Annotated in this window: 17 protein-coding genes; 14 read left to right on the forward strand and 3 right to left on the reverse strand. The window is 46.2% G+C overall.

Annotation, left to right across the window (positions count from 1 at the left end; translation table 11 throughout):
• The first annotated feature begins 373 nt into the window (after window positions 1-373).
• From ACN4EK_RS29645 to ACN4EK_RS29700, 12 genes are all read left to right on the forward strand, one after another.
• Complete coding sequence (locus ACN4EK_RS29645) at window positions 374-1,564, forward strand: FkbM family methyltransferase (RefSeq protein ID WP_431662041.1); 1,191 nt, start codon at window positions 374-376, stop codon at window positions 1,562-1,564.
• A gap of 16 nt (window positions 1,565-1,580) precedes the next feature.
• On the forward strand, window positions 1,581-2,537 hold the full coding sequence (locus tag ACN4EK_RS29650; RefSeq protein WP_431662042.1) for a hypothetical protein: 957 nt from the start codon (window positions 1,581-1,583) through the stop codon (window positions 2,535-2,537).
• Window positions 2,538-2,573: 36 nt separating this feature from the next.
• Window positions 2,574-3,914, forward strand: coding sequence for a UDP-glucose dehydrogenase family protein (locus ACN4EK_RS29655; RefSeq protein ID WP_431662043.1), 1,341 nt, complete (start codon window positions 2,574-2,576; stop codon window positions 3,912-3,914).
• Between the two features lie 35 nt (window positions 3,915-3,949).
• Window positions 3,950-4,933, forward strand: coding sequence for an NAD-dependent epimerase/dehydratase family protein (locus ACN4EK_RS29660; protein WP_431662044.1), 984 nt, complete (start codon window positions 3,950-3,952; stop codon window positions 4,931-4,933).
• The gene (locus ACN4EK_RS29665) at window positions 4,930-5,904 is read left to right on the forward strand and encodes a glycosyltransferase family 2 protein (RefSeq protein WP_431662045.1); all 975 of its coding nucleotides are present in this window, start codon (window positions 4,930-4,932) and stop codon (window positions 5,902-5,904) included. The genes ACN4EK_RS29660 and ACN4EK_RS29665 overlap by 4 nt, the downstream gene beginning before the upstream one ends.
• Window positions 5,905-5,940: 36 nt before the next feature.
• Window positions 5,941-7,749 (forward strand): glycosyltransferase family 2 protein, encoded by a 1,809-nt coding sequence (locus tag ACN4EK_RS29670; protein ID WP_431662046.1) that lies wholly within the window; start codon window positions 5,941-5,943, stop codon window positions 7,747-7,749.
• Window positions 7,750-7,852: 103 nt separating this feature from the next.
• Window positions 7,853-9,265: a DUF2142 domain-containing protein gene (locus tag ACN4EK_RS29675; RefSeq protein WP_431662047.1), complete on the forward strand. Its 1,413-nt coding sequence runs from the start codon at window positions 7,853-7,855 to the stop codon at window positions 9,263-9,265.
• A 32-nt stretch (window positions 9,266-9,297) separates the two neighbouring features.
• Window positions 9,298-10,059, forward strand: coding sequence for a glycosyltransferase family 2 protein (locus ACN4EK_RS29680; RefSeq protein ID WP_431662048.1), 762 nt, complete (start codon window positions 9,298-9,300; stop codon window positions 10,057-10,059).
• Window positions 10,052-11,119, forward strand: a complete 1,068-nt coding sequence (locus tag ACN4EK_RS29685; protein ID WP_431662049.1) for an NAD-dependent epimerase/dehydratase family protein — start codon at window positions 10,052-10,054, stop codon at window positions 11,117-11,119. Before ACN4EK_RS29680 ends, ACN4EK_RS29685 begins: the two co-directional genes overlap by 8 nt.
• 32 nt (window positions 11,120-11,151) lie before the next feature.
• Complete coding sequence (locus tag ACN4EK_RS29690; RefSeq protein ID WP_431662050.1) at window positions 11,152-12,465, forward strand: hypothetical protein; 1,314 nt, start codon at window positions 11,152-11,154, stop codon at window positions 12,463-12,465.
• Window positions 12,466-12,582: 117 nt separating this feature from the next.
• Window positions 12,583-13,656, forward strand: a complete 1,074-nt coding sequence (locus ACN4EK_RS29695; protein ID WP_431662051.1) for an NAD-dependent epimerase/dehydratase family protein — start codon at window positions 12,583-12,585, stop codon at window positions 13,654-13,656.
• Between the two features lie 76 nt (window positions 13,657-13,732).
• Window positions 13,733-14,347 carry an adenylate/guanylate cyclase domain-containing protein gene (locus tag ACN4EK_RS29700; protein ID WP_431662052.1) on the forward strand — a complete coding sequence of 205 codons (615 nt, stop codon included), beginning with the start codon at window positions 13,733-13,735 and terminating at the stop codon, window positions 14,345-14,347.
• Between the two features lie 8 nt (window positions 14,348-14,355).
• On the opposite strand, the gene ACN4EK_RS29705 is transcribed toward ACN4EK_RS29700, so the two are convergent.
• The gene (locus ACN4EK_RS29705) at window positions 14,356-15,102 is read right to left on the reverse strand and encodes a DUF928 domain-containing protein (RefSeq protein WP_431662053.1); all 747 of its coding nucleotides are present in this window, start codon (window positions 15,100-15,102) and stop codon (window positions 14,356-14,358) included.
• A gap of 204 nt (window positions 15,103-15,306) precedes the next feature.
• Between ACN4EK_RS29705 and ACN4EK_RS29710 the strand changes: the two genes are divergently transcribed.
• A complete protein-coding gene (locus ACN4EK_RS29710) occupies window positions 15,307-17,259 on the forward strand; it encodes a ShlB/FhaC/HecB family hemolysin secretion/activation protein (RefSeq protein ID WP_431662054.1) in 1,953 nt (650 codons plus the stop codon).
• 124 nt (window positions 17,260-17,383) lie between these two features.
• Here the strand turns inward: ACN4EK_RS29710 and ACN4EK_RS29715 are convergent, their stop codons facing one another.
• Window positions 17,384-19,999 carry a dynamin family protein gene (locus ACN4EK_RS29715; protein ID WP_431662055.1) on the reverse strand — a complete coding sequence of 872 codons (2,616 nt, stop codon included), beginning with the start codon at window positions 19,997-19,999 and terminating at the stop codon, window positions 17,384-17,386.
• Window positions 20,000-20,099: 100 nt separating this feature from the next.
• Between ACN4EK_RS29715 and ACN4EK_RS29720 the strand changes: the two genes are divergently transcribed.
• On the forward strand, window positions 20,100-21,389 hold the full coding sequence (locus ACN4EK_RS29720) for a hypothetical protein (protein ID WP_431662056.1): 1,290 nt from the start codon (window positions 20,100-20,102) through the stop codon (window positions 21,387-21,389).
• A gap of 41 nt (window positions 21,390-21,430) precedes the next feature.
• Here ACN4EK_RS29720 and ACN4EK_RS29725 read toward each other — a convergent pair.
• The coding region (locus ACN4EK_RS29725; protein ID WP_431662057.1) for a hypothetical protein at window positions 21,431-22,652 on the reverse strand (1,222 nt) is incomplete at its 5' end.

Here is a 22,652-nt window from a genome sequence, read left to right on the forward strand (position 1 = left end):
CCGTACTATATTCCTGACTATAAGCAATATAAGTATACGAAGGAGTGGTACTTCCGTTGGATGCCGCAACCCTTGTTCCGGTGGCTAGAGCAACACTTTGGCTGGCATTTGTGTGTTACTGCTCAAGTCCCTGAAGCAACTTCTGCTACTTCCTAAGTTCAAGCTCAGCGCTAGCCAATGGGTAGTTGCAGGTTGAGGTAAGGTAGTTGCAAGAGTGATCTACTGCAATGGCAAGCCGTCAATTTTGGTAGCTACGCACAACCTGGATGAAGCTCAAAAAAAGTTTAGGGCTAAAAGCTGAGTGAGACTAAGCACCGATTTGGGTTGAATCTCAAATGATCGATACCTTATTGCCGTCACCCTGCATTGCCAAATGGAGCATCCCGTTTTAAGTCAATTTCAGGATCAAACCTCGAAAGTGGTTCCTCCTGAGTTCTGTGTGGATTATTTAGGGGTAGTGCGGCGACGATCGTATATTCACTCCGATCTTGAAGAAATCTTAGTTCCTCAACTGGATAATGAAGAGTATTTTGAATGGATCGATATCCTGGAAAGCGTGGTGCTTGCCCAAGATCGCTTCACGATGATTGAGTTAGGGGCTGGTTTTGGACGGTGGTTGGTGCGGGCTGCCGTTGCGATGCAGCAGTATGCCCCAGATTTGCCTGTTAAGTTGATTGGAGTGGAAGCTGAACCAACTCACTTTCAGTGGATGCAGCAGCATTTCCGGGATAATGGCATTAACCCGGATGACCATCTCTTAGTTGAAGCCGCTGTGGATGAACAGGATGGTGAGGTGCTATTTCATGTGGGCAAGCCGGATGAATGGTATGGGCAGGCGATCGCCCCAGATGCCACCAGCCAATCCTTAGACACAGTTCAAACCGTTAGATCCGTCAGTTTGAATCAAATTTTGGCGCAAGTTGATGGTGTGGTGGACTTGGTAGATGTTGATGTACAGGGATCTGAGTTCCTTGTCTTCCGTAGTGCGATGACTGCCATGAATCGGCAGGTAAAACGAGTCCATATTAGTACTCATACCACTGACATTGAACGGGAACTGCGGCTCCTGTTTCGTCAGCATGGTTGGCATAAGCTCAATGACTTTGCCTGTCTGACAACCGAACAAACAGAATGGGGCGAGGTTGCCTTTGGAGATGGGGTGCAGACCTGGATGAATCCACGCTTATCTCCAATCCATCCCTCACATACGGCATGGCAACGATCGCAACTGTTGCTTACCAACCTAGAGCGCAAATGTTACCAGTTAGAAGTTAAACTAGACCAGCAGCAACAGGAACACCAACAACTACAAGTTCGTCTGCACAGTGAGCAAGGTTTACTCAATCAGTTGCGGCAGGAAAATGCTCAGTTATTGGTTCAGTGGCAGCAATCCCAAAGCCAGTCTGCCCAAATCCAGGGAGATTTTACTCAAGCCCTCTGCCATTGTCAGGCTGAGGTGAACCAGCTCAGAACCCGGATAGCCGCAATGGAAAGTAGTAAATTTTGGCAGCTAAGAACTGCTTGGATCAGGTTCAAACGAACATTAGGGCTAAAAGCCGATTGAAATTGCACTGTTGCCAATGCTAACTCTATTTGCTATTCCTAAGGCGTTTTGTGGTCACATTGATACAATCCAACGAAATGCGATTCGTAGTTGGACATTGCTGCAACCCCGACCAGAAATTATTCTTTTGGGAAATGATCCAGGTACGGCAGCAGTAGCGCAGGAATTTGGTTTGAAACATATCCCTGACATTGAATGCAACGAGTATGGTACTCCGTTGATGAGTTCATTGTTTGGTATGGCTCAGCGAGTTGGTAGTGGTTCGCTGTTTGCCTATGTGAATGCCGATATTATCCTGATGCAGGACTTTATGGCGGCGATCGCACAAGTACCGTTCCAACGCTTTATGCTGACTGGACAACGCTGGAATGTGGATATTGAAACAGCGTTAACCTTTGAGGCAAACTGGCAAGACCAATTGCATCAGCAAGTGTTGCGATCGGGCAGGCAAGAAGGTCCGCAGGCAATGGACTATTTTGTCTTCAGCCGTGATACCTACACGGACATTCCACCGTTTGCGATCGGACGCTTGTGTTGGGATAATTGGATGCTCTATAAAGCGTTGAATCTCCAGATCCCCTTAGTTGATGCTTCTCAAGCGGTGACGGCGGTGCATCAAAATCATGATTACAATCATCATCCGGCAGGACGAGAAGGGGTATTTTTAGGGCCGGAGGCAGCTCGCAACTTAGAATTGCTAGGCGGTCAGCATTACACTTTCTTTATGCTGGATCTGGCGAATTGGCAGATCACCCCGCAGGGATTACGGCAACCTGGATGGACCTGGGAACGTCTCGATCGACATCTGGATATGCTGCCATTGGCACGTCCGTCTCTGCAACCAATAGCGGGACGGTTACTGAAGTTACTGCGGAGTCGGGATCAATTACTAGTGCCAGTCTCTAAAGTTAAAAAGATTCCTGCTAGAATCGTCTCCAGATTAAGGCGAAGTAAACCTTCGTCGGTCAAATAATTGATTGCAGTTAAGAGCAGTGAGGAGTGGTGGTTTGTGACGGAACAACAAACAGTTTCAGTCATTGGTCTGGGCAAGTTGGGGTCGCCAATGGTTGCCTGTCTTGCTGAAAAAGGCTACTCCGTGATTGGGGTGGATGTGAATCCGGTCTTTGTTGAGCAAATTAATCAAGGCAAAGCTCCGGTGGAGGAGCCTGGCTTGGCTGAGATGCTGGATCGTAACCGCGATCGCATCCGGGCTACGACTGATTATGCTGAAGCGGTTGCCGGTTCCAATGCCACTTTTATTATCGTGCCGACTCCCAGCGAGGCAACGGGTGGGTTCTCGATTCAGTATGTGTTGACGGCGATCGAGCAGATTGGTCAGGCGTTGCGCCACAAGGATGAGTTTCATCTCGTCGTCATTACCAGTACAGTGATGCCAGGTGCCACCGGTGGGCCGATCCGAGACGCGTTGGAAGTGGCTTCAGGGAAACGCTGCGGAGAAGGCTTTGGTTTGTGTTACAGCCCTGAATTCATTGCACTGGGAAATGTGATTCATGACATGTTGAACCCAGACTTTATTTTAGTGGGTGAATCGGATCCCAAATCGGGTGAGATGTTAGCCAGCATTTACCGGAATTTGGCGAATCATCAACCGCCGATCTCTCGGATGAATTTGGTGAACGCAGAACTGGCGAAGATTTCCGTTAACACCTTTGTCACCACCAAAATCTCCTATGCCAACATGCTGGGTGAAATCTGTGAGCGCATCCCCGGTGCCGATGTCGATGTGGTGACGAATGCGATCGGGCAGGACTCGCGCATCGGCAAAAAATATTTGAAAGGAGCAACGGGCTATGGCGGACCTTGTTTCCCCCGGGATAATGTGGCATTTGGGTATCTGGCTAACTCGATTGGGGCAACGGCGGCGATCGCGGAAGCAACGGATGTGATTAACCGCAAGCAAGCCGCTCGGATCGTGAGCCATCTGTCACCTCGCTTATCGGCAGGGATGAACGTTGGCATTTTGGGGTTAGCCTATAAGCCGGATACGGGTGTGATTGAAGAATCGCAAGGGGTGGCACTGGCAAAAGAGTTGCTGTCCAAAGGGATTTCAGTTGTACTTTATGATCCGCTGGCGTTAGATAATACCCGACAAACCCTGGGTGATCAACCCGAGTATGCCACTTCAGCACTGGATTGTGTGCAACGGGCAGACGCAATAGTGATTACAATCCCTTGTACAGAGTTCAAACAACTTGAACCATCTCATTTCGCCCCGCTAAACTCTAGTCAACGCAAACTAGTATTAGACTGCTGGCGAATTCTCGATCGCGATCAACTGTCGCCTGTCTGTGAGTACATGGCGCTCGGTATCGGTTCATCGGCTGCATAAGCCCAATTGCCAACAACAAAGAGGAGTGACGAATTATGATCGTAGTCTGTGGTGCAGGTGGCTTTATTGGTGGGCATTTAGTCCAGGCTTTAGTTCAGCAGGGCGATCGTCCGGTACGAGCGGTCGATGTCAAGCCGATTAGCGAGTGGTATCAAGTCTCTCCAGAGGCTGAAAACCTTCAGTTGGATCTGCGAGAAAAAGAACACTGTGAGATGGCATTGTACGGTGCCAGCCAAGTGTATAACCTGGCGGCAGATATGGGCGGCATGGGCTTTATTGAAAATAATAAAGCTCTCTGTATGTTGAGTGTGCTAATTAACACCCATCTGCTGATGGCAGCGGAGAAGTTTGGGATTGAACGCTTCTTCTACTCCTCATCGGCTTGTATTTATCCGGCCTATCGGCAAACTACCCCCGACGTGCCAGCACTGAAAGAATCTGATGCCTATCCAGCCATGCCAGAGGATGGTTATGGCTGGGAGAAACTCTTTAGTGAGCGGATGTGCCGTCACTTCACAGAAGATTATGGTTTAATCACCCGGGTCGCCCGGTATCACAATGTCTATGGACCCCATGGCACCTATGATGGGGGTCGAGAAAAAGCCCCAGCCGCGATTTGTCGTAAGGTGATTGAAGCCAAGCTGTCAGGGGTGCATGAAATTGAGATCTGGGGTGATGGCAATCAGACCCGCAGTTTCATGTATATCGATGATTGCGTGAAAGGGACGCTGGATATCATGGCAAGTGATATCGAAGAGCCAATCAACCTCGGTAGTAGCCAACTGGTGACGATTAATCAGTTGGTGGATATTGTCGAGGAAATCGCTGGGGTAAAACTGAAGCGGAGTTACAACCTCTCAGCTCCCAAAGGCGTGAATGGTCGTAATAGCGATAATACGCTGATTCAATCGCTAATGGATTGGCAACCGGATATCCGGCTAGAAGATGGCATGGAGAAAACCTATCGCTGGATCTATCAGCAGATGACCAAGACGCAGGTTTTGGCTGTGAGTCGATGAATCTGGACAACCCTGTCGTTTCGGTGATCATGCCCTGTTATAACCAGGGGCAATATCTGGATGAAGCGGTAGATAGTGTTCTGGCTCAAACCTACCCTCACTTTGAGATTATTGTCATCAATGATGGCTCGACGGATGTAGCGACCGTAGAACTGCTCCAACACTATGAGAAGCCTGGTGTGCAGGTAATTCATACGGAGAATCGTGGTCCTTCATCAGCCCGAAACACGGGAATTCAGCAAGCTAAGGGGCAATATATTCTGCCGTTGGATGCGGACGATCGCATTGCCCCTACCTATATGGCAACCGCAATTCCGATTTTAGAAGCCAACCCCCAGGTGGGACTGGTTTATTCCGGAGTTGAGTTCTTTGGTGAGAAAACAGGTAAGTGTGACCTCCCTCCCTATCGTTTTCCAGAGATCTTGCTGGGAAACATGATCTTTAACTTTGGCTTTTATCGCAAAGCTGACTGGGAGACGGTAGGTGGGTATAACCTGAATATGCTTTATGGCTGGGAAGATTATGATTTCTGGCTATCTCTGATTGAATTGGGACGAGAGGTGGTCTATCTGCCTGAGTCACTCTGTTTCTATCGGCAAGTGCCAAATTCTCGGAGTGAGCGGCTGGGAAAAGAGTATCTAGTCAGAAGTTACGAGCAGATTTACCACAACCATCCGCAGCTTTACTCAGAGCATATTGGTGTGGTGTTTCAGCATATTCTGGAGCTGAGGAATGAAGTTCATCAAACCCATGCCCGGTTGTATGAAACCCAATGTGATGTCAAACAAACCCATGCTCAACTGGGACAAACTCAGCTTGAAGTCGTGCAGTTGCATGGAGAATTGGAGCGATCGCAAGCCCTAATTGCCGCGATGAAAAGCAGCAAATTCTGGCGACTGAGAACGCAATGGTTTAAGCTCAAGCAAACGCTGGGGTTGAAGACTGACAGTGAAAGTGACCTAGCACTGTAGGCAAAAATTATTTCATTACCATTTATTCTACCGCCTGTGAGACTTAGCGAAACACCTGCTTGGATCAGCAAAAAATTCAGTAAAATTCTCCAAGTTTGGCAGGAGCGCGGCACCCGAGGTCTGGCGCGATTTCTGTATCAGAAGGCAATTCGTCAGCCTCAAAGCCAGATGACTTACCAAAAATGGGTGGCTCAACACCACCTGAGTCGTTTAGATCTTTTGACGGCTCAAGGCGAAATGGCACTGTGGGCTTTGCGTCCCATCTTTTCTGTAATTATGCCTGTCTACAATGTGGAGGCAGTGTGGCTGGAGAAGGCAATCCAGTCGGTGCGGAATCAGATCTATCCGGATTGGGAATTGTGTATTGCCGATGATGCTTCGACGCAACCTCACATTCGTCAGATTTTGACGCGTTACAGCAACCTGGACTCTCGGATCAAAGTTGTGTTTCGGGAAACGACAGGCAACATTGTGGCGGCCAGTAATTCAGCTTTGGAACTGGCAACTGGGGATTACATTGCTCTGCTGGATCATGATGATGAGTTAGCCATCAATGCCTTATTTGAAGCCGCTAAGTTAATTAATCAGCATCCGGATGCGGATTTTATTTATAGTGATGAGGATAAAATCAATCCGAATGGTCAGCGCTGTGATCCTTTCTTCAAGCCAGATTGGTCGCCAGAGTATTTTCACTCCTGTATGTATACCTGTCATTTGGGAGTGTACCGGACTCGCTTAATTCAAGAGATTGGCGGCTTTCGTCCGGGTTATGATGGCTCGCAGGATTACGATCTGGTGCTACGAGTGGTTGAGAAAACCCAGCAAATTTATCATATTCCCAAAATTTTGTATCACTGGCGGGTGATTCCCACATCGGTGACATCGGGAGAGGAGGCAAAACCCTGGGCATATATCGCGGCTCGGAAAGCGTTGCAGGATATGCTCGATCGCAGCCCTTACCCTGGACGAGTGGAAGAGACGGAGCGGGCAGGATTCCATCGGATTCGCCGTGAGATTATGGGCAATCCCAAAGTCAGCATTATCATTCCCAGTGCGGCTAGAGGCACGATCGCTACGGCAACGGGGGACTGTTGCATGTTGGAAAATTGTCTCCGGTCTATCCGCGATCGTAGTACCTACACCAACATCGAAATTGTTGTAGTGGATGGCTATGACATTCCAGCACCGATTTTGGAGCGAATTGCGGCTCCAGATTTGCATCTAGTCCGGTGTGCAGATCCCTTCAATTTTTCCCAACGGATTAATTTAGGCGCATCTGAGGCAACGGGAGATTTTTTACTGGTGCTGAATGATGATGTGGAAGTCATAACTCCAGATTGGTTGGAGTCTATGTTGGAATTTGCCCAACAAACGGAGATTGGCGCAGTCGGTGCCAAACTGCTATTTCCGGATGGCAAGATTCAACATACCGGGGTCATGGTGCTGGGTGGTAATCCCGGACATGCTTTTTATGGCTTTGATGGCGATCATCCTGGCTACTTTTGCTCCAATATCGTCAATCGCAATTATCTCGCCGTAACTGGGGCGTGTTTAATGCTGCGGCGGGAGTTATTCCTGCAATTGAACGGCATGGATGAAGGGTTTCCCAATAACTATAACGATGTGGATTTATGCCTGAAAATTCATCAGGCTGGCTACCGCAATCTTGTGACTCCTTATGTGCAATTGATTCACTATGAGTCGAGTAGTCGCAAGCCCGGATTACAACCGCAGGAGTGGGAAAATTTGGACAACAAATGGCGATCGTACTTGCATTCTCTCAAGGGCGATCCTTACTATAATCCCAATCTATCTAATCACCATGTCACCTTTGACCTGACTTGAATTGAAGTTACCAAGTTTAACTAGGCAAAATGGCGAGAGCTTGATAAGGGGTTTGGCTAAAAAAGCATAACAAAGCTGTTGGATAGAGGAGATTGACTGGGATATGCAGGGACGTGTTGAACCAACAAAACAATTTCGGCTTTTGTTCCGGCAGATCTGTGCTGCTCCAGAACGGGCTTTTTTGGTATTGGGGCTGACATTTGGTCTGTTATTTATGTTGGTCTTGCCACCTTTCCAAGTGCCTGATGAACCCGCCCATTTATATCGAGGATATCAGGTGACAGAGGGACGAATTGTTGCCGAGCGGCATAATAGTGCGGCGGGAGGGTGGTTACCTCAAAGCTTATTGGAAACAGTCAATATTTGGACGGGACGTATACCATTTCGACCCGAGGAAAAGGTCGATGGGCAGCAGTTTCAATCTACTCAAACACTGCCATTGAATAAAGATAATTTGACGTTTGTCCCATTTATGTCCTCTGCCTACAGTCCGGTTCCTTATCTGCCACAAGCAGTAGGCATCACTTTTGGTAAATGGTTGAATCTGCCACCTCTTTTTATCCTGTATTTAGGACGATTCACGAACTTTATTGTAGCAACGCTGATTACGTTTTTTGCTATTAAAATTATTCCGGGATTTAAATGGCTGTTTTTCCTACTAGCACTGACTCCTATGGCAGTGAATCAGCGAGCTTCCCTATCCGCAGATGCCCTACTCAATAGTGTGGCATTTTTGTTAATCGCTATCATCATGAATTTTGTTTGTAATCCCAAAGTCGAAAAGGTTTTAACTCGCGATGTCGTCATGATGGTGGGATTGGGAACACTTCTAGCCTTATCTAAACAAGTCTATTTCTTAATTCCGTTTTTATATTTTCTGATTCCTCAAGCGAAAATGGGAGGGCGTAAACGCTACTGGATTTCTGGAATTACGGTTGCTCTGTGCAGCACTCTTGCCTGGGTTATCTGGAGCAACATTATGAAGGCGCATGTGGGCATTCCTGTAAATCCATTGGTGGATGCTTCGGTAGAAAGGCAGACCCAATATCTGCTAGAAAATCCGCTAACTATCGTTAGTACAGCTTGGAATACGTTGCAAACTTTAGGATCTGCGATCGAATCTTTTATTGGTCTACTGGGTTGGTTAGATACCAAACTACCTGCCCTTGTTACCCTGACTTACCCTTTTATCCTTGTACTGGTGGCATTAGTAAGTCAACGACCTGATTTTGTCATCACTCCTGCCCATAAATGGAAAATTTTGGTAATTTGCGCTGCCACAGTTTTTCTGATTTATTTATCTCAATATCTAATCTGGATGCCTGTAGGGGCAACGATCGTGGATGCTGTCCAAGGACGATACTTGATTCCTATAGCACCACTCTTTTTCTTTCTGTTTTACAATCAGCGATGGTCATTTAGAGTTTCCGAGTTGACGGGGCGAACACTCTTAGTCAGCTATTCCTTAGTGGTACTCACTGCTAGTTTAGTAGCAGTAATTGCTCGATTTTATTAGTCCAGTGTGGGAACCTTACGAGTGGAGGAGTGATGAAATTATCTGTGGTGATTCCGGCTCACAATGAACAGGATTGCTTGTATGACACAGTTTGCAGCTTTGCGAACGTTCTTCAGAGTGAGCGGATTCGGTATGAAATCGTCATTGTCGATGACAATAGTACGGATAATACTCGCCTGGTGTGTCAGCAATTGGCGATCGAATTTCCTGAAATCCGGTATGTTTACAACCAGCCGCCGAATGGCTTTGGCTTTGCGGTGCGTCGTGGTTTAGAGGAGTTTTCTGGCGATGCGGTGGCGATCGTCATGGCCGATTCCTCTGATGATCCTAAGGATTTAGTGGCAGGCTATTACAAGCTGTTGGAAGGCTACGATTGTGTGTTTGGCTCGCGCTTTATTAAAGGCGGCATGGTTGTAGATTACCCGATCCATAAGCTTTACATTAACCGACTGGCAAACTGGTTTATTAAGGTGTTGTTTGGTTTACGCTACAACGATACGACCAACGCTTTTAAGCTCTACCGTCGGGAAGTCATCACAGGCATTCAACCGATTCTCAGCCATCATTTTAATCTCACAGTAGAGTTGCCACTGAAGGCGATCGTGCGGGGTTTTTCTCACGTTGTCATCCCAATTCGCTGGTACAACCGCAAGACGGGGATTTCCAAACTGAAGATTAAAGAAATGGGCAGTCGGTATCTGTTCATCGTGCTGTATGTTTGGTTGGAAAAACATTTGTCTCGTGGCGACTATCACCGTCGTAATCATGTTTCTGAGTTAAAAGTGAATGCCTGAGAAAGTCTTAATTTCTGGTGGGGCGGGGTTTGTTGGAAGTTCCCTGGCGATCGGCTTAAAACAGCGACATCCCGATTGGCAAATTACTTGCCTGGATAATTTGCGGCGGCGGGGTTCGGAGTTAAATCTGCCTCGATTTAAACAGCATGGGATTGAATTTTTACATGGAGATGTGCGATCGCCCTCAGACCTTGATCCAGCCGATCTCCAGGTGGACACAATTATTGATTGTTCCGCCGAACCTTCGGTGTTAGCCGGGTTTAGTTCACCCCAGTATGTATTGCAAACAAATCTCCTGGGAACGATTAATTTGCTGGAATTGGCACGACAAAACCAGGCGCGGCTATTGTTTTTATCGACCAGCCGGGTGTATCCCATTAAGGCATTAACCGCCCTGAAATTGCAGGAGATTGCCACTCGGTTTGAAATTGCCGCCGAGCAAACCCTCCCTGGGGCATCCCCCCTGGGAATCTCGGAAGAGTTTGGGTTGCAGGGTGCCCGATCGCTCTATGGCACAACGAAACTTGCCTCCGAATTGTTGATCGAAGAGTATCGTGATGCCTATGGGATTCCCGCGATCGTCAATCGTTGTGGAGTGCTGACGGGGCCCTGGCAAATGGGCAAAGTCGATCAAGGGGTGTTTACGTTGTGGATGGCGGCGCACTACTTTCATAAACCCTTGAGCTATATCGGGTTTGGTGGCACTGGCAAACAGGTGCGTGATCTGTTGCATGTGGATGACCTGTTACAACTGGTTGATTACCAATTGGCGCATTTTGCGGATCTAGATGGCGACGTGTTGAATGTGGGTGGTGGGGCGAGTAACAGCCTTTCCTTACTGGAGACAACACAACTCTGTCAGGAGATTACCGGGAATACGATCGAAATTCGTTCTGTGGCAGAAGATCGCCCAGGGGATGTGCCTGTATTTATCACCGATAGTGCCAAAGTGATGGCGAAAACAGGTTGGCAGCCACAACAGACTCCAAAAATGGTGTTACAGGACATTTATCAATGGTTAATTGAGCATGAAGCGGCACTAAAGTCTGTTTTGCTTTAAACCAGCCAAGAAAGGATCTTGAATTTTAACCTATGATGATTCCAGTATTTTTAAGCAAATTGAGGCAGTGGGTGGAATCAGTTCAGAGGATTGATCGAAAACGGATTCATCCAGGTGTTCAATTTCTATTTTTACTTGGCGTAATTTTACTGGTACTATTCATTCGGCGACCACTACAATTTATCCATCCTGATGTCTGGGTAGAAGATGGTACAGTCTTTATTCCAGACTCTCTAACCTATGGGTTCGCAGGCATCTTACGCCCTATTAATGGATATTTAATTGTTCTTCCTCGGTTCATTAATTGGCTATCCCTCCAGATATCTTTAGAGTGGTATCCCCAGATTAGTACCTTTTTCGGGGTCTTGATAAATATTGCGACATTTTTTAGTGTTATTTTATTTCCTACAGTTTTAATTGATCGCGTTTTCTGTGCTTTGGCTATTTTTCTAATTCCCATTTATCCAGAAGTTTATATTCTTCCTTCTTATAGCTTTTGGATGTGTTCTGTAATCTTAATTGTTCTGTTGTTATGGCATCCTGAAGCTCAAAGTATAAACAAAACAATTTTCCGATCGCTAGTATTAATTCTTTGTGGTCTATCTACGCCATTCATGGTTTTTTTATCACCGCTGTTTTTGCTACGAGCTTGGATTATTAAGAATTGGCACGAGTTTAGCTTACTTGTAATTGCTACAGGAGTTTCTTTTGCTCATTTGCTAACAGCAGTAACAACCTTAAAGCAGCCTACCCAGCTATCATTACAAGATTTTAACTTAGACTTTTTTAAGGCTATAGCAATCAAATTTTTTGGCTACTATTTGGTTTCTCCTGTTGAAGATAGATTGGCTTTTGATTTGTCGCTACTATTGATTATTTATTTAACTAGCTTATTGATTTGTCTGTTTGTTGGCATTAGGTTTGGGAAAATACACAACCCCGCTATGCAAGCAAATCAACTTTTACTACTACTATATTTTGTTTTAATTGCCGCTATATTTTCTAGTATTGCCCGACTACCCTTGTTTATGCCGCATCCGTTATTTGCTGGACCTCGTTACTTCTTCTTATCTTTTGTTGTAATCTCTTGGATTCTGTTAAATCCGCCTATTGTTGCTAATTCACTTTATCAGTGGCTAAAGGGGGTAGGAACTTTACTAGTCTTAGTAGCATTTATCAACACTTTGTCTCCTCTATCTCACCTAATATGGTGGCAAGAATCCCTTGATTGGCGTTCTTCTGTTGCCGAATATCGCTCGAAAGGAACAGCTATGTTCCTAGTTCACTTTGATGGAAAGATTAGCCATGCTTGGTATCTAAGATTGCAACAGCCAGTAGTCAAATGATACTATAAACTATTTCAAGGAGTCACTTGTGTCGTTACTAAAATAAAGTCTTGTCGATCGCGATTCAGTTTGAATAGAGATTCTCGGACAAATTTGTTTCAATTCTTTTGAGGAGTGATGAGAGAGATTTCTACAGTCTTAATCACTGGTTCTGCCGGATTGATTGGGTCAGAGTCCGTTCATTTTTTTGTCCGCTTAGGCTGCAATGTGATTGGAGTTGATAATAACCTGCGGGCGTACTTCTTTGGTGACTCGGCTTCAACGATCTGGAATCGCGATTTGTTGCAGGATAAATATGGCGATCGTTACCAACATTACGATATTGATATTCGCGATCGCACCGCCATTGAAAACCTGTTCAAAGAGTATTCTTCAGATATTTCACTGATTATTCATACAGCGGCGCAACCCTCCCATGATTGGGCAGCCAATGATCCCCATACTGATTTTACCGTCAATGCGAATGGGACGTTAGTTTTATTAGAAGCGACTCGCCAGTATTGTCCAAATGCGGTATTTATCTTCACTTCAACCAACAAGGTTTATGGTGATACGCCTAACTTGCTGCCATTAGAAGAATTAGAAACTCGGTGGGAAATTAACCCAGAGCATCCTTACTGGATTGGGATTGATGAATCGATGTCGATCGATGCTTCTAAGCATTCCTTATTCGGTGCTTCTAAGGTGGCAGCAGATGTTTTAGTGCAGGAGTATGGTCGCTATTTTGATATGAAGACCGCCAGTTTTCGGGGTGGTTGTTTAACAGGTCCGGCACATTCGGGAGCGAAGTTGCATGGGTTCCTGGCTTACTTAATGAAATGCACGATTACCTCAGAACCGTACACCATTTTTGGTTATAAAGGAAAGCAGGTACGGGACAACATTCATAGTCATGATTTAGTCAATGCCTTCTATCACTTCTACCAAAATCCGCGCTGTGGAGAAGTGTATAACATGGGTGGTTCACGCTATAGCAATTGCTCCATGTTGGAAGCGATCGCGATTTGTGAAGAACTGGCAGGTAAGAAGCTGGAATATACCTACGCAGAAGATAATCGGGCGGGTGATCATATTTGGTACATTTCCGATGTCCGGAAGTTCCAGGCTCACTATCCTGATTGGCAGTATCAATACGACTTACAAACCATTCTCAAAGATATTTATCTGGCGCAAACGGCAAGATTGGCTTAGCGAAGGATTGGGATAAAGTTGAGCTTAGATAGAACTATCTGAGTTCCACCTTTGTCCCTTATCGTCACTAAGCTTTATGTCTGTCAAGAACACGCGATCGGAATTGCAACGGCTTCTGCAAGAACGCAATGAACATCCCGAAAACATGGCGGAGATTGATCGCCAGATTCATGCCATTTTTGACCAGGATTGTGCCATCTTGGTGCTGGATTTATCGGGTTTCTCCCGGCTCACCATTCGCCACGGTATTACGCACTTTCTGTCAATGGTGCATCGCATGGCGACGATCGCTACACCAATTGTGCAGCGACACGGCGGTAGAGTCGTGAAACAAGAGGCAGATAACCTGTTTGCCGTCTTCTCAGATGTGCCTCCGGCGGTTGCCACCGCGATCGCGATTTTGCAGGCGTTTAACGCCGTCAATAGTGGCTTGCCGGAAGATCATGATCTTCATGCGGGAATTGGCATTGGTTATGGCAAAACCTTAGTCATCGGGAATGAGGATTTGTATGGCAGTGAAATGAATTTAGCGAGTAAGTTAGGCGAAGATTTAGCGCGTTCCGGTGAAATTCTGCTGACAGAAGCTGCATTTGCCCAAATGGGTGCGGCGGCGCAAACCTGGGAACGCCTGCGGTTTTCCATTTCTGGATTGGATCTGTTGGCGTATAAAGTGAACTATCCCGGCAGTTAACCCTCCGTTCACTTTTGGCAGCAGGGCAGGAAGGGTTGATCGGCGATCGCCTCTAACTTGATCGATGTTAGCAATTCTGCCCAACTGGTTTTTAGGGCTGAGTCAGTTGGATGGGCGGTACGTTCTGCGGCCAGGGCGGCGATCGTGTCAAACCAGAGTCCATTTTGCGCCAGTAATTGAATGCGATCGCTGACGGTTGCCTGGGTTAATTGCCTGGTGAGCTTGGAATCGGCAGCTACCCGTTGTACCCATCCCTCGATCGCGATATCTCGCATCCGATTACCGGGGTCACAAATGAGGGCGACTGTCCAACGGTAATCTTTGCCCACCTTTAACGGCGGCACATTGGTTCGATTCGACAGTTGCAGACTGGCAATGCCGCCGGATGGGCTGCCCGAAATGTTGAAGGTGGTTTTATACACAGGCTGCCGGTCTTCTAAATTCTCATCTACTTCAAATAAGGCAAATTCAGCCAGTTTGGCTCTGGTTTGCGGCATATACCAGAAGAAGCGAGGATAGTCGGCAGTCGTCAATCCCAGGTTGGTGGTTGGTAAGAGTGCCATTAAGCGACCTGGCTTGCCCCGAACGCAGGCGAGCGGATCTCGGGTACCGCCTCCTTCCCGTCGTCCCGGCATCCCTCGCTTCGGGGGTTGAAACTCGATCGCAGTAGCGGCTAAGGGTAGACCCGCCACGAGCAAACCCAGGCAAGCACTCAGCCATAGTTTAAGCACAACGGCGCAGGGATGTGAACGCATAACTTATCAATCCTTTTACTCCTGTTACAGGAATATCATCGTTTCGTTAACCAAGTTCAAAAAAATGCACCGCTTCTCCAGATTTCGTGCCCGATTGTCTGTACGGGGATATCATGGGGCTGAATCCGATGACTGGCTCAGTTGCCAGATCCAGCATAGCCACTCCTGGTTGACCTAGCCAAATCAAGTGATGGTATCGATCCAATGCCACTAAGACCCTTGCAATCTGTGTATGGAGCTTGCCTATCCAGTATGGTGCTATCCGGGCTGTCGGTTCAGCCAGGGGTGGCCACTCCTTTAACTGTGCCAGAGGTTTTGACGCAAACTCCTGAGCCTCAAGGAGATCGGGCGAATGGAATGACGGCAACGGCGGTAGCAGGGCGATCGTCAATATCACCTGCGCCAACGCCGCCAGAATTACTACAACAAACGGTCAAGGCTTTACCGATCGAGTTCTCGCCCCAATCGACAGTAGCCCAAACGCTGCCCGCCGATCGTCCGTTTCAGCCAACGCCTGATCCCAACCGCGATCGCTTAATTCAACCCATCCCCGATCCAGTTCCGGTATCGCCAGAACAGAGTCAGCCAGTATTGCCGGATGTGACTCCGCCGGATCAGCCTGCCCCGGAGCAACCCCCTCCTACCCCGGAACAACCTCCCATCACGATTCCGGTCAGTCAAATTGAGGTGAAAGGCAGCACAATCTTTACTGAGGCGGACTTTGCTCCGCTTACCCAGCCTCTAGTGGGGCAGTCGGTGACGCTGGAACAATTGCGGCAGGTGGCAGATGCGATTACTCAGCTTTATTTAGACCGCGGATTTATCACCTCCAGAGCCGTTTTAGTGGATCAAACGATCGCGAATGGAGTGGTGCAAATCCAGGTGGTGGAAGGATCGCTAGAACGGATTGAAATTGAAGGTAATCAACGGTTGAATTCGGCGTATATTCGACGACGGATTGAACTGGGGTCAAAACCGCCGTTAAACCGAGACAAGCTAGAGGATCAATTGCGGCTGCTAAAAATTGATCCGTTATTTACCAATGTGGAAGCGAGCCTGCGACCCGGTACAGGGCTAGGGCAAAGCATTCTAGTAGTGCGGGTGACGGAAGCTAACCCGTTATATGGGGTGGTCGGGGTCGATAATTACTCTCCGCCCAGTGTGGGATCTGTCCGGTTTGGGGGGGCAGTTGGCTATCGTAATCTGAGTGGAATTGGGGATGATTTGCTGGCATCCTATTATCGATCGACCACCGGTGGCTCGAATAATTTCGACTTTATTTACCGCGCCCCGTTGAATCCGATGAATGGCACAATTCAACTACGGGCGGCTCCTAACAATAACCGGATTACCGATGAAGATTTTAAGGCATTGGATATTCGCGGTAGTACGGGGGTGTATGAACTGAGTTATCGCCAACCGTTAATCCGCACTCCCCGGCAGGAATTTGCCTTATCTCTGGGGTTTACCTACGAAGATAGCCAGACATTTTTGTTTAAGGACATTGGGTTTCCGTTTGGTTTTGGGCCTGATCAGGATGGTAAAAGTCGTACTCGGGTGCTGAAGTTGGGGCAGGACTATGTGAGGCGTGATCCTCAGGGAGCCTGGGCTTTACGATCGCAGTTCAACCTGGGCTTAAATATTCTGGATGCCACGGAGAATGATGATCCGATTCCCGATGGACAATTCTTTAGCTGGCAGGGACAGATTCAACGGGTGCAGCGCCTCGGAACCAATAATTTACTGATTGCTGCCCTGGATTTGCAACTGACTCCCGATAGCCTGCTACCGTCCCAACAGTTTGTAATTGGCGGGGGGCAGTCCTTACGGGGCTACCGCCAAAATGCCCGATCGGGGGACAATGGCTTCCGTTTTAGTGTCGAAAATCGCATTGCCGTAATGCGGGATGAAGCAGGCGATCCGGTGATGCAATTGGCTCCCTTTGTGGATATGGGTAAGGTATGGAACAATTCCGACAACCCCAATCCCCAAGCCAGACAGCGATTCTTAATCGGGGCAGGCTTAGGGTTCCTCTGGCAGCCCATTCCCGGACTAAATATTCGCCTCGACTACGGCATCCCCTTTATTAACCTGGACGATCGCGGTAAAGACATTCAAGACGACGGCTTTTACTTCAGCGTCAACTATCAGTTTTGAATTGTCAGATAATATCACCATCAAAGGGAGCATGTCACTTTTGAAATGTCAACAAGTCTTGCAAAAACTTCAAGACTATTTTCAAAGACCTATAGGAATTAAGATGATGTTGAAGTCGAGTTGATTATTCGGTAGAAGATTTCAGTATCGTCTCCAGCCTTTGTTGAATTTGCTCCAACTCTTGCTGTTTTTGTCCAATCCATACTCTATTTGTTTTTAATTCTTCCAAACTAAAGCGATTGTTATTCTCATTTGCTTGTAAAGCATTCTCATAGCAAGCGATGATTTGCTGAATTGCCTCATTAGTGGCATCTAACCGGCTATCAAAAGCTTCATGGATGACTTCACCTAGACGTTCATAAACTTTTTCTAGGGACTCATCAAACTTTTCAAACCCTTTAGTAAGAACTTCAGCTTTGATTTTGTCATGGATACCATCAACATCTAAAAGTCCTAAGCCAAAGGAACCAAAAACTGCTGCCGCCACTGCGGCGATAATGATAGGAATGATAGCTATAAATGTAAAGGCATAAAGCCCTGCTGCTAATGCAATTCCAGCAGCACCACCGCCAAGAAAACCACCTGCGCCAGAAAAGCCATCAGAGATACCCCTAATAATCAGCTTTAGTTGATCACCAAATCTAGCAGTGATGTCCTGAGAGAGATGTGTAGAGTTGTATTGTAAAGCGGCTAATTCCTCTCGAATGTTTTTCTCTAATTTTTCCAAAGCAGGATTCAGGATCTTGGCTTGAAGTTGTTCACTACCCCATAAATCAAGTTCTTTCTGTACTGCTATTGCAAATTGATTAGCATAGTCAGCCACTAGCCGCTTTTGATCCCAAAGATGTGAATAATCAGAGCGCCACTCTTTACTTTGGGCTAATATTTTTTCTTGTAAATTCTCATTCCAGGCTTCAAAAGAATTAATTGCCTGATCAATTACTTCTTCTATTAAACCATTAGCAAAAATCTGAATTTTTACATCTCGACCACTCGCTTCGCCAATTTGTTCTAAAATTTGCTGTCGCTCAGATTCGGAAAGATTAATATCTGTGCTAACTTGCTTTATTTCTAATAAGCTAAGTTGAACTACCTGTTGAAGCTGATTAACAGTCTGCTCAATTTCTATTGCCCCGCGCTCAGAGGTGAGAAAATACTCGATCGCTTGAGCAAACTGACAAAATGATTCTGAATAAGCATCGGATTTCCCCTTAGCCAGGGTATCAAATGCTGCTTTTGCAGAAATATAATGGATTCGGTTTTCACCCATAATTAACGGGCTATCGCCATATAGAAAATTTTGAAGTCGTTGTTGAATATCGTGACGATCTTCTTCCTCTTCTACTAAATCAAAAAAGTTAACGGCAATAAAGAGGTTGTGGGCAGGTAGGTTTGGATTACCATGATTCAAACGGATTTTGAGGTCTTGAAGTAACTCACGTTCACTCTGGGTTAATTGACGTGTAGCATTGGTCAGAAAGATAGCCGCGTCTGTTTCTTTAAGTAGCTGAAGAGTAATAGCGGTACGATCGGGATGTTCATTTAAACCGGGAGAATCAACAATTTCTACTCCATTACGGCATAATTCTAAATCAGGATGTTCAAGTATAAGTTCGTAGATCTCATTCTGAAGTAATGATTCATCACTCTTTTCACCCATTGCAATATGTTTAGGAATAGTAGCAATTTCCTGATATTTTTCTAAGGAAACCTCTTCTGTTTTTCCATTCTTGTAATGGCAAATAACTCGCTTTTGACGACCGTGCCTTAGAACTGAAACTGTGCCACTACAAGGAATTGCTCTAACTGGCTGAATTCTTTCTCCTAATAATGTATTAAGTAAAGTTGACTTGCCCTGGCTAAACTCTCCTAAAACTGCTAATCGGAATTTTCGTGACTGCAATTTTTGAGATAGTTTACTTACATCGGCAATTAGTGTATTAGGTAAAAAATCACACTCGACGCAACCCTGTATCACCTGGTAAAGCTCATAACATAGCCTATCGAGTGCTTGACGAGACTGCTGAAATTTCTCTAACTCTCTGTAAGAAACAACCTGCCTCTGAGTTGTTTTTTGCTCATTCGTTGTAGAAGGCAGCTTTTCTAATAAATCGCTAGCGGCACTAACAAATAATGTGTCTAGTTCTTGAAAACGGCTTGGATCGAGCAAAAATCGAACTTCTGCAAGTAATGATAAATCTGTAATCGGCTTTCGGGTAAATGCTAATTCTAGAATCTCTGAGTAGGAAAATACAATTCCTAAATGATTAGTAAGCAGCCTTAAGTAGTTTCTTTCAGATTCATCTATTGCGCCATCCGCAGCAGACATTTCATAACCAAAACTAATTAGCAATAACTTTTCCGGCTCAGTCAATGACTCAGTTAATATCAATAATTCATTCAGATTCTTATAAACTTTTTGCTCTCGAACCCCCTTACTAAGTAGTATCGTTAGCTCACGAATATTTCCTTCTTTTGGAATAAAATAATTAATTGTTTTCTGCCAACGTTTCTTTTCCTCATCCGTTAGAGTCTGATCAGCCAACATGACTCCAAGCAACACTGCAATTAGAGAGGTTAAGAATAGAACAGGCAATGTGACATCATGAATTTCCAGCTTTTTCCCTGTGATCCGGGACAATAGTGCAACAGCTTGGGAGGAAGCTGTTTTGGGTGCTGGCAAAGGTTCAACCATAGACTGTACCGCTTTATTAGAGTTATCTATCTCAAGAATGCCCATGTTTAACTAGAAGCTAACTCCAAGCTCGGAAAAAATACGGATAACGTTACAAAATCCTTAGTTTAAGCTTGAGGTAACTGAGTAATCTTAAGTACCTTCTATGATGTTTGTTTTTCCTCCTCTGATTCAAGCGGGAATTGCTGCCGGTCAGTACGAAGTAGTACGTAACGCAGCAGGAGTAGTATTGGGGATTGCTAGAGATAAAGCGACAGGACAGTTCGTTGGCAATGCAGTAGGGGCATTAGGAAACACTGGAATTCCATTTAACCCGCTTATAGTTCCCTTACAATTTACGCAGATGTATCAAATGCACCGAGGATTTCAAGCTGTTCAAGGAGGTCTTCAAACAATCCAAACAAGTTTAGGTGTTTTGCAAACAATGACGGCTTTAACCGGGATTGGAGTAGCTGTGAATTTAGGTGTCTCAGCCGTTAGCCTTTGGCAAATTCTAAAGTTGCGAGAAGATGTTCAACATCAAAGAATTGAAGTTAAGGAAGGCTTTCTTGACCTTAGAAAAGCTCTTAAAGATCAAGGTGTAGAGATTATTCAAAAGGTGGATGAAGCTATTAAAGATATAGAGTTTAAGCAACATAAGCAGACTTTGGCACAGGCTTATGGAAGATTTTTAGAGGCTACTAAGCTTATGCAAGTAGCTATGTCATGTAATGATCAACAGGTTAAAAATGCTGATTTAGCTAATGCTAGACAAATTTTAACAGAATCTTTAGCGGACTATAAAAATCCTCATTTATTTCCAGAGGCTAATGCTATCACACAGCTTCGTAGATTTGAATGTACCTGGGCGATCGAACAAACAATTGCCATTACTTACCAACTTCAAAATCAACCTGATGCCTTAATTCATTGCCTGAAAGAGCTTCAAAGTAGGATGTGCCAAAATTTGTTAACAGTCATCGATCAATGTGAATCAGAGGATGAGCTAGACATTATCTTTCCCGAAGCTATGAGAACTCATCAGCAAGACTTAGTAATACTGAACGTTTGGCAAGAGCAGGTTAGTTGGATGAGATCGCTACCTGTAACTGAACAGCATCTATTACAAGAAGTTAGTGAGAGCCAGATTGCTGCAACTGGTGCTTCAGATGAATGTGAATTAGCAATCCCACCAGAACAATTAACTTACGAAGCTTTAAAACCGAAATCCCATCTCACAGCTTTATGTGATGCTCTACGGTTAATGATTCGACCTGAAGAGCGTGGAGAATATGAAACTTACATTTCTCAACAAGCTAAACAAGCAGGACACAGAGTATTGCTCCCATCGAATTTGCAGCAAATGTCTGACTTATCAGTAGCGAATCTCTATTGGTACTTTCGCTTGAGAGATGAATCTGAACAGGAGATGTTGACTGAAGAAGCGCTGGCGTAGATTGCTATGCGAAGATCTGTGCTTGTTAAGTTCTTATACAATTAGGATTTGGTGTTTAGTTGTTGTAATAAAGCATCCCGATCGCTTTGCAATAGTTGATCCCAGGCAGGCAGGTAGACCGGAGAGGGGAGCAATTCGTTATTGAATAGCACCGAGATCGGGATGTTTTCGATCACGGTGAGGAAATCGACTGGGATTGAACCCTCAATATGGCGATTGAGTACCCCAAAGCCAGCCCGCTCCCGACGATATTGCCGACTGGGGGCATTTTGCTGGAGCCACTGGTCAAATGTAGCGGAATTGTTCATGCTCAGGACTAAGGCTTGTAGCGTGTCATTGGCGGGTAGGGTATGGGTGGCAAGAATCCAGGCTTGCCGTAAATAGGCTAGGCGTTGATCGGGCTGAATCCAAGCGGCGATCGTTTTACTACTAGCAGAGGTGAGCAATTGACCAACGGCGGCATCCGTAGATTTGCCCTCACTTAACGCCAGAATTAACTGTGCGATCGGAGTGCCAAATTGATCTAAATCCGCATGGGCAGCCGCGCGATTGCCAGTCCACCACCGCAGCCCCCCTCTGGCTTGCCGTAAATAGCCGTTTAAGGTCGGATTGTCAGCCGATTGGGACAACCATTGGGTGTACTTCGCCTCCAGCCGATCGAGCATTGGCCGATAAAGCGGTTGGAGTTCAGGGAGTTTCCAGATCGGACTGCTGATCAATACCGGGTCACGTAGGGCTTCTAAGGTCATCGCCTCTACCGCCCAATCGACCTGCCCCTGTGCCAACCAACTCAACCCCAAGCCATAAAACACTCCCCGTTTGGCGGGAACTAAGCGAGCCGCCTGGGCAAAGGATTGGGTCGCAGCGGCGGGATTTGGGTTGAGTAATAACCAGGCTAAGTTGCTGTGTCCGAACTCGTGTGCCGGGGCGATGCGAATCCCTTGTTGTAACCAATTAATGCCGTTCTGGGCTAGCTGCTGTTGCTGTTTCGGGTCGCTGGTTTTCAAACTGCGATCGCCCAGATTCCAGCCTAGCTGCCAGGGATAGTAGGGTTCCCACGGAGCGAGTTTGTGTGCCTGTGTTAAGCGATCGACGAATAGCGGCAGATTGTCCCGGCTGAGGGCAGCAAATGCCTGACTCGACAACATCCAGGCATGATGGATCGGAATCAACCAGACGATCGCGGCGAGAAGAATGCCCAGTCCGGTGAGGGGCAGGAAGGCGGGACGGGGAAGGGTGGAGAGCTGTCTCTTATACACATCT

This window comes from Pantanalinema rosaneae CENA516 (genome assembly GCF_050753385.1).
Lineage (GTDB): Bacteria > Cyanobacteriota > Cyanobacteriia > Leptolyngbyales > Leptolyngbyaceae > Pantanalinema > Pantanalinema rosaneae.